This is a genomic window from Fretibacterium fastidiosum (assembly GCF_964642095.1).
GTDB lineage: Bacteria > Synergistota > Synergistia > Synergistales > Aminobacteriaceae > Fretibacterium > Fretibacterium fastidiosum.
Window position 1 is genome coordinate 2,835,327 of record NZ_OZ209244.1, and the last position, 14,372, is coordinate 2,849,698.

The window sequence follows — 14,372 nt, forward strand, 5'->3', positions numbered from 1 at the left end:
ACCTGTGCGTTCTCCTTTTCTGCATCACCTCCTCCCCACAACACCCCCCAGCTTCGCTACCGCTCAGCAGCCCCCCTTGCAGGGGGGCCTAAAGCCTCCCCTGAAAGGGGAGGTGGCCCAAAGGGCCGGAGGGGCTGTCCTTCACGCTCAACAACACCCCCCAGCTTCGCTACCGCTCAGCAGCCCCCCTTGCAGGGGGGCCTAAAGCCTCCCCTGAAAGGGGAGGTGGCCCAAAGGGCCGGAGGGGTTGTCCTTCACGTTCAACAACACCCCCCAGCTTCGCTACCGCTCAGCAGCCCCCCTTGCAGGGGGGCCTAAAGCCTCCCCTGAAAGGGGAGGTGGCCCAAAGGGCCGGAGGGGTTGCTCTCTCACCCATCAACAACCCCTCAGGCTCGCCCCGCTGGGGCTCGCAAGCTCCCCTTCCAGGGGAGCCTAATAAACCGGGGGCCTAAAGCGCGCCTCTTCTTTTTGCCTCCCCTGAAAGGGGAGGTGCCGAACGAAAGTGAGGCGGAGGGGTTGTCGTCTGCGCCTCGCCAACGCAAACTGTTGCGTTGGCGAGATAGCGACCGACACAGCATCGCAGCCTGACGGCCGCGGAAAGCTGGTCGTCTGCTAGAACGTCCAGATCAGCGAGACGTAGAACGTCCGGCCCTGGAGCGGGTACCACAACATGCGCTCCGGCCCCGTCCCCACCGCAAAGAGCTTCAGGTCCGGCCCCTTGTCGAAGAGGTCGTCCACCCCCAGAACCAGCTTCAGGTTCTCCTTGGGCTGCCAGCGGACGCCCAGCCCGGCGGTCAGCAGGTCCGTCCAGCCCACCTCGCCCTGCATGTCGTAGTAGTTCCTGCCCACGTAGCGCAGCTCCGCAAAGGCCGAGGACCGCTCCCACTTCCGGGTCGCCCTCAGCAGCCCCTCCCACTCGGGCCGGTTCGCCAGAGGGTCACCGTCCATGTAGCCCGGCGTCTCGTTCTTCGGGTCCATCCAGGTGGCGGCCAGGTAGAGGGCCCACTTCGCCCACTCCGCACTCACCTCCAGCTCCGTCCCGATCACCCTGGCCTTTCCGATGTTCACGTACTGGGCAAACCGGGGGTTGGTCATCAGGTAGTCGATCAGGTCGTCCGAGTGGCGGCCGAAGGCCGTCAACTCCGCCGTGGCCTCCCCGCCCCACAGCTGCCCCTTCCAGGCCAACCCGACGTCCCACTGCGTCCCGCTCTCCCACCTCAGGCTGGGGTTGGGGATGACGAACGCCCCGTCCCCGTAGAGCTCGTAGAGGTTCGGGGCCCGGTTGTACGTGCCGCCCGTCAGTTTCAGGGTCCACTCCCGGCTCATCCTCCAGTCCAGCGCCGCCCCCCACGAGAACTCCGTGCGGCCGTCGGCGGCGTTCCAGCGTACCACCGGGGTCAGCCAGAGGTCGTCCCCTCTGCCCAGCCCGATGGTGTCCTGGACCTGGGCGTTCCAACTGTAGCGGTTGTGCTCCCGAAATCCGCGCATCTTCTTCACGACGTCCCCGTCCGTGTTCAGGGTCTCGTCGTAGTAGTTCCAGAGGAACTCCAGCAGGTGGTGGTCCCCGACGGGCAGCGCGCCGTCCAGGGCGAAGCTCAGGCGGTCCGTGTCGTAGCGGTTGTGCTGCTCGCCCCAGCCCCCGATCGTGTCCGCGGGATCGTCGTACCTCTTGCTCTGCCCCAGGTACTCCGCGCGGAACCCCCATTCCAGGTCGCCCCAGGTCTGGCGCCGCGCCAGGACCACGTTCCACTGATCGACGCGGAAGTCCGCGCCCCGCGGGCTCTCCGGCTTGTCCGCTCCGGGGGCCGGGTAAGGCAGCGCGCGGTCGTTCCGTTTCCAGCCGCCCTCGACGCGCCAGTGGTCGTCGTTCCACTTCAGCAGCACGTCCGTGTTTGCATAACGGTTGTTCTCGCGATCCGCCTCGTAGTCGTCGGTCGGAGTGTAGGGAGTGTTGTTGTCGTTGGGATATCTGAAATCGCCGTCGGTGCGGTCGTGGTTGAGGCCCAGAAACAGGCTGCCGCCGCCAAGCGGTGCGTCCCAGGCCAGGCCGGCCCGTGCCCGTCCCCAGGAGCCCGCTCCAAGCGAGAGGGTCCCGCCGGACTTTTCGGGCTTCTTCGTGACGATGTTGATGACGCCGCCCATGGAGGCCCCTCCGAACCGGGAGGGAATGTAGCCGCGGTAGACCTCGATGCGCTCGACGTTCTCGACGGGGATCGTGGAGAGGTCCACCGCCGCCTCGCTGCCCAGGTTCATCAGGACCCCGTCCACGTAGACCGCCACCTGCGCGGCGCTGCTGCCGCGGATGGAGGCCACCGTATAGGCCCCGCGCCCCTTGGTCTCCACGACGTGGAGGCCCGGAACCTGCTTCAGGAGCTCCGGAAGGTTCTTCTGCTCCCCCTTCATCTCCTGGGGGCGCACCACCGTCACCGATCCGGGGGAGAGGAGCAGCTTGTCCTCGTCCTCCACGGGGGGAGCGACGACCCGCTCCTCGGGGAGCTCCGTCGTCCCCAGGGCAGGACCCACGGCCCCCAGCACGAAAACGGGGGTAAGCGCAAAGAGCAAAAGGACAAAGGCAGGGGAAGGGGGTCCGACCTTCATCGGCGCGCATCTCCTCTCTCCATTTAGACAACAGGAGGAGCCCCTCGAGGACTCCTCCCACATACCCGACTCCAGAAACACATTGCCGACACCCGTCCCCCGAGGCGTTCGGCAAAACGGACGTTCGGCAGGTCTCCTGGCTTGCGGTCCTCCTACTCCCGAGCCTTCTCGTCCCGGCCACAGCCGGAGAACAATGGCATCCATCGGTTTCGTCGCGCTCACAGTGGCGGGGCCGTTCCGGATTCGCACCGGATTCCCTGCGCCGAACTCCACGTGAAGATTCATGTGCAAATCGCAATAGTATTATACCGCAAAAAGACGATGTAATTCTTCTATAAAGTGGAAATGCCGATACCAATTTGCGTTTAATTTTAAGAAAAGCCTCCCCGAAGGGGAGAGCTGCCCCGCAGGGGCTGGGACTGACGGCCCGTGAGCGTCAGCGAACGGCTGCCGGAAGGCTCCCCGAAGGGGAGGGGTTGTTGTTGAACCTGAGGATCAACCCCTCCGGCCCTTCGGGCCACCTCCCCTTTTAGGGGAGGCAAAGTTTTGGCCCCCCTGCAAGGGGGGCTGCCCCGAAGGGGCTGGGGGGTGTTGAGCCTGAGAAACAACCCCTCCGGTTCGCTGACGCGAACCACCTCCCCTTTCAGGGGAGGCGAAAAGAAGCGGCGCGTTTTCAGGCCCCCGGTTTATTAGGCTCCCCCAAGGGAGGAGCCTAGGGGCGGCGAGTGTTTTTCCTAAGACGTGCCTGTCTGACATTCCCCGCCAACGCCTCCACAAGGCAATCCATTGCCTTGCTTCGCCCTCAGCCGACCGACCGGCCGCCGCAATCCTCCCGAAAGATCGGCTTGTGTGAGGCCGGTCGTCTGGCCGAGCTGCGGAAGTCCCCCGGACTTCCTTCGCCCTCAGCCGACCGACCGGCCGCCGCAATCCTCCCGAAAGATCGGCTTGCGTGAGGCCGGTCGTCTGGCCGAGCTGCGGAAGTCCCCCGGACTTCCTTCGCCCTCAGCCGACCGACCGGCCGCCGCAATCCTCCCGAAAGATCGGCTTGCGTGAGGCCGGTCGTCTGGCCGAACCCCTCCGCCGCCCTCAACGCTCCAGGCGAAAGCTGACGGGCACCCGGGCGCGTATCCGTCCGGGGTGGTCGAACCGCCAGGTCCGCACCGCGCGCAGCGCGGCCTCGTCCAGCCGGGGGTACCCGCTCCCGTGCTCCACCTGCGCGTCGGTCACGCGCCCCGACTGGATGGTGATGAGGATCGTCAGACGCCCCTCCTCCCGACGTTTGCGCGAGAAGAGCGGGTACTCCGGCGGCGTCCTGGAGAGAATCCTGAGCGTCCCCACGTCCACGGGGCCCGTCTCGGCCCCCGGACCGGAGGACGTGCCCTCGCCGCTCCCCACAGTGCCGCTCCGCCCGCCTCCGAGGCCGGAGCCTCCGGCGTTCGGCAGAGGGGCCCGACCCCGCACTACGGTCGGGGCCTCGCTTGGCGCTTCACGCACCGCGGGGTTGGCAACGGGTTGAGGCTGGGGTTCGAGCTTCGCTTTGGGAACTGGTTTGCGCTGCGGTTTGGGGCTCTGTTGCGTTTTTTTCGCAGGGGCAGTTTTTCTCCGTGGATCGATCTCTCTTTTGGGTTCGTCCTTCCGGAGCGGGGCGGATGGCGGGGACAGAAGATCGGTCCACACCTCGTTCCCCCGGTCGCCGCCCCCGACCGGGTGGGGCGGGCCAGGGACGCGCGCCGGCCGGAGCAGGGTGAGCCTCATGGCGGGACGGGACTCGGTGACGTTCAGGCCGATGGGAAGGAGAAAGAGCACCGCGTGGAAGGCCAAGCTGAGGGCTGCGGGAAGCGCCCACCGACGGATATCTGAGCAGCGACTCATGGCACTGCGACGCCCCGAAGGGCCAGGCCCGCGCGGTCCAGCCCCTCGTGCCGAAGGAGCTCCAGGAGCTCCGCGACCGCCCCGTAGGGAGCCGCACGGTCGCCCGCCAGCAGGACGTCCCGGCTCTCGGCCACGGCGCGGGCCGCCAGGGTGGGCACGTCCGCACTCGCAGCCGGGGTCCCGTCCCAGAGGACCGTGCCGTCCGCTTTCACCGAGACCAGCAAGGTCCTGTCCTCCCTCGGCGGAGTTCCCTCCCCCCGGGGCAGGTCCACCTCCACCCGCCCCTGCACGAAGCTCGTCGTCAGGACGAAGAAGATGATGAGCATGAAGAGCACGTCGATCAGGGGAGTGATGTCCAGGTCCACCTTCCTGCGGGGCCGAGTCCTCATGACTCGGGACGCCCCGCTTCACGGACGGCGCGCTCGCGAAGCAGAAAGTCCACCCCGCGCTCCAGCGTCTCCGCCTGGGAATCGACGGCCCCCTGAAGCAGACTGTGGGCTAGCACCATCGGGATCGCGGCAACCAGCCCCGCAACGGTGGTGAAGAGCGCCTTCCAGATTCCCCCGGTCACGGCGATCGCGTCGACGGCCCCACCCTGGTGGAGCGACCGGAACATCTCCACCATGCCCAGCACGGTGCCCAGCAACCCCAGAAGCGGCGCCACACGGGCCGTTACCTCCAGCACTGGCAGATGCCGCTCCCATCGGTAGAGCTCCCGCCGAATCCGACGCTCGGCCAAGAGCCTCACGGTCTCGTCCGGCAGCTCCCAACACGAGAACACCGCTGCAAAGAGCCGATGGAGTGAGCTGTTTCCCGCTTCGGCAAGGGCCAGGGCGGTTTGCAGGTCCCCGTCACGCAAAGCCCGGCCCAGCCCGACCTCCAGCCTTCCAGGGTCCGTCCGGCTGCGGGTGAAGAAGAAAAGCCTCTCCAGGACGACGGCCAACGCGACGAACGAGAGCAGGGCGATGATCCACATGATGCCGCCACCGGCCCGCATATACTCCAGCATAAGTCCACCTCCGAAAATCCCCTGGAGAATCCAATCGTCCCACGCCCCCCTTACAAAGGGGCCTTTCGCCTCCCCTGAAAGGGGAGGTGCCGCCAAAGGCGGCGGAGGGGTTATCCTTCACGCTCAGCAACACCCCCCAGCCCCTCCGGGGCAGCCCCCCTTGCAGGGGGGCCAATGCGCCACTTGCTTTCGCCTCCCCTGGAAGGGGGGCCGAAATCACCTTTCATGCCGTTCACGTCTCAGCAGGAGCCACAGGAAGAAAGAGGCTCCCATGCAGGAAGTGAGGACACCGACGGGGATTTCTGCAGGAGCCCAGAGCGTTCGGGCAGCGGTGTCGCACGCCACCAGAAACGCCCCTCCGAACAGCGCCGAGGCGACGACGAGCGTCCGATGGACGGGGCCGACGAGACGGCGACAGATATGGGGCCCCATGAGCCCGATGAACCCGACGGGGCCGCACGCCGACACACTGGCAGCCACGGCCAGAGAGACCCCGACGAACAACCCGATCCTCAATCGCTTCACGGACACGCCGCGACTCTCGGCCAGTTCCTCCCCACAGAGGAAGAGGTCCAGCTCCGGCGCACAAAACACGGCCACCGCAAGGATAAACAGCAACGCAGGCAGTGTGGTCCACAGCGTTCCAAAACCCACCGCCTGAACGCTGCCCATGGTCCAGCGCGCCATCCTGAAGGTGTCCACATAGTTGCCCGTATACTGAACGATCAGCGTGAGGCTGCTGAAGAGAAAGCTGACGGCGATGCCGGACAGGAGCAGAGAAGACGTGCTCCTGCGCCTCCAGGACCCGGCGGCGCAGACCACGATCGTCGCCACCCCCGCCCCCAAAAAGGCCGGAACGGAGAGCCCGGACTGCCCAGAAAGGAGGGAGACGGTCAGCCCCAGCCGGATGGAGAGCACGGCGCCGAAGGCCGCCCCGGTCGAGACCCCCAGCATGTCCGGCGAGGCCAGGGGGTTCCGGAACAGGGCCTGGAACACCGCGCCGCAGACGCCGAGTGTGGCCCCCGTCACCCAGGCCAGACAGACCCTCGGCAGCCGAAGCTCCCAGAATATCCTGTGCCCCTGCCCTTCTCCCGGCCAGATGTCCCGCCAGGAGAGCGCGTGCATCCCCACCAGGGGCGCGACGACGAGGACTGCGGCGGACAGGGAGAACAGGACGAAGAGGGCTGACCTGCGTCCTCTCATCGCAGCATCCGGGCCGGGGCGACGAAGGGGATCGTCTGCCCCGCCCCCAAAAAGGAGTGAAAATCCGTCCCGAAGACCTCCCCCAGGATGGACGCGTCCCAAAAATCCCGGCTCGGCCCCTCATGGCATATTTTTCCGTCCCGGAGCGCCAGCACGCGGCCCGCCGCGGAGAGGGCAGCGTTGACGTCGTGGGTGACCATCAGGATCGTAACGTCCCGCTCCCCGCCGATCCGCTCCATCAACTCCAGGATCTCCGCCTGATGCAGATAATCCAGGGAGTTCAGCGGCTCGTCCAGAAAGAGCACGTCCGTCCCCTGCGCCAGGGCCGCGGCGATGAAGGCCCGTTGACGCTCGCCACCGCTCAACGCGCCCATGGGACGCGGGGCAAACGCTTCCGCTCCAGCCACGTAGAGCGCCTCGCTCACGGCCCGCTCGTCCTCCCGCGTCCAGCCGGAGAAGGCGTCCCGCCAGGGGAACCGCGACATCCGGACGAACTCCTCCACTGTGAAGCTCCAATCCCCTTCCCCGCTCTGGTGGACCCAGGCGATGCGTCGGGCGATCGCCCTGGCCGACAGGGAGACGACCGGACGCCCCTCGAGGAGCACCACCCCGGAGAAGCTCCGGCAGAGCCCGCCGAGGCAGCGCAGCAGGCTGCTCTTGCCCGCTCCATTAGGCCCTACGATCGCCACGAAGTCCCCCCGTCGGACCGAAAAGTTGAGCCCGTCCAGAATACGCCGGCCTCCCAGCGTCAAAGTGAGGCCGCGGACCTCGAAGAGCGGCGGATTCATCGAGGCAGGGCTAAGGAGGAACTAGCGGGCCGCAGGGGCCTGGTCATCGGACAATGCCCCGGGATGGATGCAGCGCGCGAAGGCCTCGACGATCTGAGGGATTCGAGGCCCCGGACGGAGGAGGAAGGTCCCCCTCAGGATGTGGACCCTGCCCTCCCGAACGGCCCTGACGTCTGAGAGACGCAGCCACGGCGCCATGAGGTGTTCGGAGCTGAACACCCTGTCGGGGTCGGCCGCGTCGGGGGCATGGTAATAGGACTGATCGCCCACCAGGTCGAGGATGACCTCCGGGTCGATCTTCAGGACCCCCTCCTGGGATATCTTCACGTAGGAGGGGCCTTCCTCCACGGCGTTGACTCCGCCGGCCATTCGAATCAGTTCGTTATAGAAGTTGCCGGACGGCCCCGCAACGTAGAGGGTCTCAAGATAGTCCAGCGTGAGCTCCCGTGAAACGGAGAGCAGCACCCTCGGTCGGGGGAGGTCCTTCAGCCGGGACGCCAGTGCGTCCAGACGGCTCCGAATCTCTGCCACCCTGGCCTCGGCCCGGTCCTGCACCCCACAGAGCTCTCCCAGCTCCAGGATTCCCCTGCAGATGTCCTCCGTCGACTCCTGGCTCAAAATGTAGTAGGGGATGCCCAGGGCCTCCAGCTTGGGAGCCAGCTCCTGACGGTGAAGGTCCTGAAGCACCAGAAGGTCCGCGCTCATGACGACCAGGCTCTCCAGGTTGACCTCCGTGAAGCCCCCGGCCTTCGGCTTCAGCTTCGCCTCCGGCGGGTAGTCGCAGAACTCCGTGACCCCGGCGATGCGGTCCTCCAATCCAAGGTCAAAAAGAATCTCCGTCCCGACCGGCGACAGGGAGACGATTCGGGCCGGAGCGGCTGCCGCAGCGGCAGCAAACAGGAGCAACAACGACAGGGCAACGCAAAAATGCCGACGAACGCGCGTCAGGAACATGAAATCCCCTCCCTCGATTTTTGCCGGGGACGTCCGCTCTGCCCCCGTTCAGGACAGCGGCAGCCCCTCGCTGAAGGACCACGCCGTGTCGCAGGCAGCCTTACGCCCCACCTTAAATTAAAGGTCGTTCCACTTCCTGTTCTATTCTACCTCATAACGCGCAGCACGAGGGGAGGTGGTCCGAAGGGCCGGAGGGCAGCCAGACGACACGACTTACGGACGCCGATAGGCGGTCGGCGTCGTGTCGGTCGGCTGAGGGCAAAGGAAGTCCGGGGGACTTCCGCAGCTCGGCCAGACGACGCAGCTTATGCAATCGCGTCAGCGATTGCAGCGCTGCGTTGGTCGGCTGTGCCGAAGCAAGGCAATGGATTGCCTTGTGGAGGCGTTGGCGGGGAATGTCAGACAGGCGCGTCTTATGAAAAACACTCGCCGTCCCTACCCCCCTCCCCTTCGGGGAGCCTTCCGGCTGCCGTTCGCTATCGATCACGGGCCGTCAGTCCCCCACTTCGGGGAGCCTTCCGGCAGCCGTTCGCTGACGCTCACGGGCCGTCAGTCCCAGCCCCTGCGGGGCCAAAACAACCCCTCAGTCTCGCCCTTGCAGGGCTCGCCAGCTCCCCTTCCAGGGGAGCCTAATAAACCGGGGGCCTGAAAACGCGCCCTTCTTTTTGCCTCCCCTGCAAGGGGAGGTGGCCTGAAGGGCCGGAGGGGTCGCTTCTCACGCCCCCAACAACCCCCCAGCCCCTTACGGGGCAGCCCCCCTTTCAGGGGAGCCAAAACCTTCGTGGAGGGGTGGGGCCGGGCGCAGATCTTCCGCGTCTCGCCCACAAACGACGACTGGCTTGACCCTCAGTAAAGCCGTCGCACCCTTTGGATTTGGGTCCTCCTTCCTTACTTTACAGCACTTTACAGCCACAGGACATAACTGTACAATAAAAAAATCTGAAAAACACACCCGGAGGAGGAACGGATGATGAAGGTTGTGGTTTTGGGCTGCACGCACGCCGGCACGGCGGCGGTGTTGAACACCGTGGCGCTGCACAAGGACGCGCAGGTCACGGTCTATGAGAGGAACGACAATATTTCCTTCCTGTCGTGCGGCATCGCGCTGCACGTTCAGGGGTTGGTGAAGGACCCCGCCGGTCTGTTCTACTGCTCGCCGGAGAAGCTTGCGGAGCTCGGCGTCACGACCCGCATGGAGCACGAGGTCACGGAGGTCGACCTGGCGGGGAAAAAATTGAAGGTCCGCGACCTGAGATCGGGCAGGGAGTTCGAGGATACCTACGACAAGCTGATCGTCACGGCGGGTTCCTGGCCCGTCGAGCCGCCCATCGAGAACGCGAAGCTGGAGAATGTGATGCTTTGCAAGAATTACACGCACGCCATGGAGATCGTGAAGCGGTGCGCGTCCGCACGCAAGGTCGCGATCATCGGCGCGGGATACATCGGCACGGAGCTGGTGGAGGCCTTCGAGACCCAGGGCAAGTCCGTGACCTTCATCGACCAGATGTCCCAGGTGCTGCCGCGCTACCTGGACCCCGACGTGATCGACGTGATCGAGAAGCTTTACGTCGAGAAGGGCGTGACGCTGGCCTTCGGCCGGACCGTCAAGAAGTTCGTGGACGACGGGCACGGAAAGGTGGCCAAGGTCGTCACGACGGATGGGGAGTTCGACGCGGACCTGGCGATCCTGTGCGTGGGCTTCCGCCCCCTGACGGCGCTCTTCAAGGGCAAGCTGGAGATGCTTCCCAACGGGGCCATCCGGGTGGACGAGTACATGCGCACCTCGCACCCCGACATCTTCGCGGCCGGGGACTGCTGCGCGGTCTACAACAACGCCTCCCGGCAGTACGGCTACATCCCGCTGGCCACCAACGCCGTCCGTATGGGGACGCTCGCCGCGCGGAACCTCAAAGCGCCCACGACCAGGCATCGGGGCACTCAGGGGACCTCCGGCATCAAGATTTACGAGTGGAACATCGCCAGCACGGGGCTGACCGAGCTGGTGGCCAGGGAGCTGGGGATCGACTACGCGGTCTCCGTCCTGAAGGACAACTACCGGCCGGAGTTCATGCCCACCACGGAGCCCTTCTACCTCAAGCTGGTCTACGACCGGAAGACGATGCGTATCCTGGGGGCGCAGGTGCGCTCGAAGGAGGACCTCACCCAGTCGATCAACACGCTGTCCGTCTGCATCCAGAACGAAATGACGGTGGAGGATCTGGCCTTTACGGACTTTTTCTTCCAGCCGCACTACAACAAACCGTGGAACTACCTCAACTCGGTGGCGCTTCAGGCCCTGCCGCCGGTTTGAGGACGCGGAATGCCGAAAGAAGAAAAAAGAACAGAAAAAATCCTCAAACGCATAAGGGATACAACAAAAGCGCCTCGATTTTTCAGGGCGCTTTTGTGCGTTTCATTCGATTTTCGATTGCCGTTTGCACGCCACGTTTGTGAAGCGCTTGCGAGTGTGGAGGGCAGGCTTTACGTGGCGAGGTTGCAGAAAAACGCGGCGCGACGACGAGGACTGCGGCGGACAGGAAAAACAGGACGAAGAGGGCTGACCTGCACCCTCTCATCGCAGCGTTCGGGCCGCCGCGGCGCGAATTCCACGGTGCTTGTCCTTTGGATCAACGTGCCTCCCGGCGACAACGCTATCTGGGCTGGGGGATGTACCACCATCGGCCGCCCAGGGAGACGGGGGCGCGTCCGTCCTGAAACTCCCCCGCGCGCTCCAGGAACGGGGGGACCAGGATCACGCCGTCGGAACGCCGATACCCAAAGAGCCCCGAAGGGGCACGATAGGGCCGGACGAGCGTCGCGGCTCCCTTCTCGGCGGCCGCGAAGCCCCTTGCGCCGACGTCGTCCCCCTCACGGTTGATGAAGAACTCCCGTCCGTTCCCGTCCTCCACCGCAGCGATGCCCGACCGGAAGCGCGGCGCCGCGCCGCGCCAGGCCTTAAAGGCGCCCTTGATCACGACCCTGCCGCCCCTGTCCATGAAGGCCGTCCGGCCCCCGCTCAGGACGGCGGCCAGCCCCTCGCTGAAGGGCCCGGCTTCCGCACCGTCGCCGGGTGGAGTGAGCTTGAAGGGGATCGTCGTCCGGCCCGCCGCGTCGATGTAACCCAGCGATCGGCCCTTCCTGACGGCGGCCAGCCCCTCGCTGAAGGGCCACGCCGCGTCGTAGGCGGCCTTGACGACCCACCGGCCGCGCCGATCGATGTACCCCCACTTCCCCTTGGCGCGGACGGGGGCCAGCCCGTCGTGGAAGGCGCCCGCGGCCTCGAATTGCGGCGGGATCGCCGTCCGTCCCTGCCGGTCGATGTAGCCCCACCAGCCCCCTGCCACGACGGCGGCCAGGCCGTCCGAAAAGCTCCGGGCGTCCGCGAACGCGGCGTCGAAAGCGTCCCGCCCCTCCTCGTCGATGAAGAACCTTCGCCCCGCCAACGCCACGAGGGCGAACCCTTCCGAAAAAGGTTCCGCCCCGTCGAAGGCGCGTCCCCCAAAGAGGGGGGCGACGTTGCGCCCCACGTACCCCCACCGCCCGTTCAGAGCGCTGCGCACCGGCGCCAGGCCCTCGCTGAAGGGCCACGCCTCCAGGAACACCGGGTCCGCCATCCAGGAGCCCAGACGGTCGATGTAGCCCCAGCGACCGCCGACGGCCGCGCTGGCCACACCCTCGGAGAAGGGCATCACGTCCTCGAAGGCGTAGGGGATCGCAAGCTCGCCGGACAGGGAGACGAACCCCCAGCGCCCGCCGCGGCGCACCGGCCCCAGGCCGTCGCTGAAGTCCCCCACCCCCTCGCAGAAGGGCTCGACGAACCAGCTCCCGTTGAGGTCGATGTAGCCCCACAGCCCCTGGATTTCCACGCCCGCCAGGCCGCTGCTGAACACCCGGCCTCCCACCGGGGGATCGTACCGCGGCGGAACCGCCATGCGCCCCTCCCGGTCGATGAAGCCCATCCTCCCGTCCACCACGACGGCAGCGCGGTCCTCCACGAAGGGCCAGGCCGCGTCGAAGTCCAGGCTCCCCACCCGAACGCCCTTCGGGTCCAGGAAGAAGCAGCGCCCGCCGCTGGTGACCGCGGCTCGCCCCTGATAGAAGTCCCCCGCCAGGTCGAAGCTTGCGGCGATGGCCATCGTCCCCCTGCGGTCGACATAGCCCCACTTGTCGCCGGCCCGAACGGCCGCCAGCCCCTCGCTGAAGGAGGACGCGGCGGCGAAGGCGGGCTTGACCGCGAGGCGCCCCTTGAGGTCCAGGAAGCCCCATCGCCCATCCAGCAGGACAGCGGCCAGTCCGCCGCGGAAGGGCTGGGCATCCTCATAGCGGGGCTCCACCGCCCACCTTCCCGCCGGGTCGATGAACCCCCAGCGCCCGCCCGAACACACGGCGGCCAACCCCTCGCTGAAGCGGGAGGCGCGATCCCAGACCGGCTGCAGGAACCAGTCGATCCGCGCGGCCCCGGCCTCGCCGCAGAACGTCAGCAGGGCGGCCAGCAGGGCGAAGGCGGCGTGGAGGCGTCTTGTCCTCCGCATGGCATCCGGACGCTAGTTCGAGGGGGAGGTCCGCCGCGGGGTCGGCAGGACGTCGGGGGACGCTTCGCTCCAGAGCGTGTAGAAGCCCCACTCGTCCGTCTCCTCCTGCGCTCCCAGGAAGTCCAGGACGGCGTGCCCCGCGCGCTGGAGCCGCGCCACGCCCTCCTTCGAGAGCCCAAAGTGGTTGAAGGCCCTTCCCGTCCCGGCATAGGTCACCTCCGTGCGGCGGACGCGCCTGCCGGAGGGCATGAGGAGGACCTGCAGAGGAGCCGCCGCAAGCCGCGTCAGGCGCGTGCGGCCGTCGTCCTCCCTCTCGAACTCCGCGGAGAGGATGCAGGTCCGCTCGCGGGGCAGCGTGCGCTGGAACGAGACGAAGTTCCCCAGTGACCAGGCGATCGCCCGGGCCGCGCCGTCCTCTCCGACGCGCACCTCCACAGGCTGAAGGACGTGGGGGTGCGTCCCGATCACCAGGTCGGCCCCCCCCGCCAGGGCCTGATCCGCCGCCTGCCGCTGGCGCGCGTTCGGCGAGAGATGGTACTCGTCCCCCCAGTGGAAGCACGCCACGACGACGTCCGCACTCAGCGCCCGCGCCCGCGCCATGCCCGCGGCGACGGCGGGCTCCGAGATGACGTTGAGGTGGACGTCCTTCGAGGCAGGGCTTCGGTTGCTGCCGTAGGTCCAGTTGACGAAGGCCCAGCGAAGCCCCTCCCGCTCCAGCAGGAGGGCGTCGTTCGCCAGCACCTCCCCCGTGCCGAGCCCCGTCCAGGCGATGCCCGCTCCGTCCAGGACCTCCGCCGTGCGCCGCGCGCCCGAGGCACCCCGGTCCAGGATGTGGTTGTTCGCCAGGGTCACCAGGTCGATCTCAAGTCCCTTCAGCGCCTCCGTCAGGGAATCCGGGGTGTTGAACGAGGGGTACCCGGCGTAGCCGCGGGACTCGCCGGCAAAGGTCGTCTCCAGGTTGCCCACGACAAAAGCCCCGGCCAGCAGGGGCTTCACGCGGTGGAACTGCGGGGCGAAGTCCCAGGTTCTGCCCCTCTTCGGGTCGCTGCGCTCCGCCGCGTCGATCTGCTGGATGTGCGCCATGATGTCGCCGATGAAGAGCACCCGCGCGCGAACCGGCGCCGCCTGCGCCCCGGAGGCTGCCAGGGACAGGAGCAGGGCCGCCGCTCCAAGGACGCCGCGCATCTTAAGGGTCCGGAACATTTCGCAGAGAACCTCCTTAAATTTAAAAAGGTCGTTCCACTTCCTGTTCTATTCTACCTCATAACGCGCAGCACGCCCGATGTTGTTCGTCGCGAGAGGCAACCCCTCCGCCGCCTTCGGTGGCACCTCCCCTTAGGGGAAGCGAAAAATGCAACGGGCAAATTGTATAATATAGTCAGGCAGTGAGAGGACGTTTAGCGAGGAGGCGGGAAC

At 66.6% G+C, this 14,372-nt stretch carries 11 protein-coding genes and 1 riboswitch; of the genes, 2 read left to right on the forward strand and 9 right to left on the reverse strand.

Annotated elements, in window-relative coordinates:
• Positions 1-612: 612 nt before the first annotated feature.
• Together ACK28C_RS12685 and ACK28C_RS12690 are read right to left on the reverse strand one after the other, a co-directional pair.
• The gene (locus ACK28C_RS12685; RefSeq protein WP_015556526.1) at positions 613-2,598 is read right to left on the reverse strand and encodes a TonB-dependent siderophore receptor; all 1,986 of its coding nucleotides are present in this window, start codon (positions 2,596-2,598) and stop codon (positions 613-615) included.
• Positions 2,599-2,706: 108 nt separating this feature from the next.
• A riboswitch (cobalamin riboswitch) is annotated at positions 2,707-2,880 on the reverse strand.
• Positions 2,881-3,684: 804 nt separating this feature from the next.
• On the reverse strand, positions 3,685-4,092 hold the full coding sequence (locus ACK28C_RS12690) for an energy transducer TonB (protein WP_409152280.1): 408 nt from the start codon (positions 4,090-4,092) through the stop codon (positions 3,685-3,687).
• 18 nt (positions 4,093-4,110) lie between these two features.
• Between ACK28C_RS12690 and ACK28C_RS12695 the strand changes: the two genes are divergently transcribed.
• Positions 4,111-4,458 carry a hypothetical protein gene (locus ACK28C_RS12695; RefSeq protein ID WP_409152281.1) on the forward strand — a complete coding sequence of 116 codons (348 nt, stop codon included), beginning with the start codon at positions 4,111-4,113 and terminating at the stop codon, positions 4,456-4,458.
• 8 nt (positions 4,459-4,466) lie between these two features.
• On the opposite strand, the gene ACK28C_RS12700 is transcribed toward ACK28C_RS12695, so the two are convergent.
• The 5 genes from ACK28C_RS12700 to ACK28C_RS12720 form a co-directional block, all read right to left on the reverse strand.
• Positions 4,467-4,859 carry a biopolymer transporter ExbD gene (locus tag ACK28C_RS12700; protein ID WP_015556527.1) on the reverse strand — a complete coding sequence of 131 codons (393 nt, stop codon included), beginning with the start codon at positions 4,857-4,859 and terminating at the stop codon, positions 4,467-4,469.
• Positions 4,856-5,479 (reverse strand): MotA/TolQ/ExbB proton channel family protein, encoded by a 624-nt coding sequence (locus tag ACK28C_RS12705; protein WP_015556528.1) that lies wholly within the window; start codon positions 5,477-5,479, stop codon positions 4,856-4,858. The genes ACK28C_RS12700 and ACK28C_RS12705 overlap by 4 nt, the downstream gene beginning before the upstream one ends.
• 216 nt (positions 5,480-5,695) lie before the next feature.
• Positions 5,696-6,682 carry an iron ABC transporter permease gene (locus tag ACK28C_RS12710; protein ID WP_015556529.1) on the reverse strand — a complete coding sequence of 329 codons (987 nt, stop codon included), beginning with the start codon at positions 6,680-6,682 and terminating at the stop codon, positions 5,696-5,698.
• A complete protein-coding gene (locus tag ACK28C_RS12715) occupies positions 6,679-7,470 on the reverse strand; it encodes an ABC transporter ATP-binding protein (RefSeq protein WP_409152282.1) in 792 nt (263 codons plus the stop codon). The genes ACK28C_RS12710 and ACK28C_RS12715 overlap by 4 nt, the downstream gene beginning before the upstream one ends.
• A 21-nt stretch (positions 7,471-7,491) precedes the next feature.
• On the reverse strand, positions 7,492-8,424 hold the full coding sequence (locus tag ACK28C_RS12720) for an ABC transporter substrate-binding protein (RefSeq protein ID WP_015556530.1): 933 nt from the start codon (positions 8,422-8,424) through the stop codon (positions 7,492-7,494).
• 967 nt (positions 8,425-9,391) lie between these two features.
• On the opposite strand from ACK28C_RS12720, the gene ACK28C_RS12725 reads away from it, so the two are divergent.
• Positions 9,392-10,735 (forward strand): FAD-dependent oxidoreductase, encoded by a 1,344-nt coding sequence (locus ACK28C_RS12725; protein WP_409152283.1) that lies wholly within the window; start codon positions 9,392-9,394, stop codon positions 10,733-10,735.
• Between the two features lie 340 nt (positions 10,736-11,075).
• Here ACK28C_RS12725 and ACK28C_RS12730 read toward each other — a convergent pair whose 3' ends face one another.
• The gene (locus tag ACK28C_RS12730; RefSeq protein ID WP_015556173.1) at positions 11,076-12,956 is read right to left on the reverse strand and encodes a WG repeat-containing protein; all 1,881 of its coding nucleotides are present in this window, start codon (positions 12,954-12,956) and stop codon (positions 11,076-11,078) included.
• Between the two features lie 12 nt (positions 12,957-12,968).
• Complete coding sequence (locus ACK28C_RS12735) at positions 12,969-14,159, reverse strand: CapA family protein (protein WP_409152284.1); 1,191 nt, start codon at positions 14,157-14,159, stop codon at positions 12,969-12,971.
• Positions 14,160-14,372: the final 213 nt, after the last annotated feature.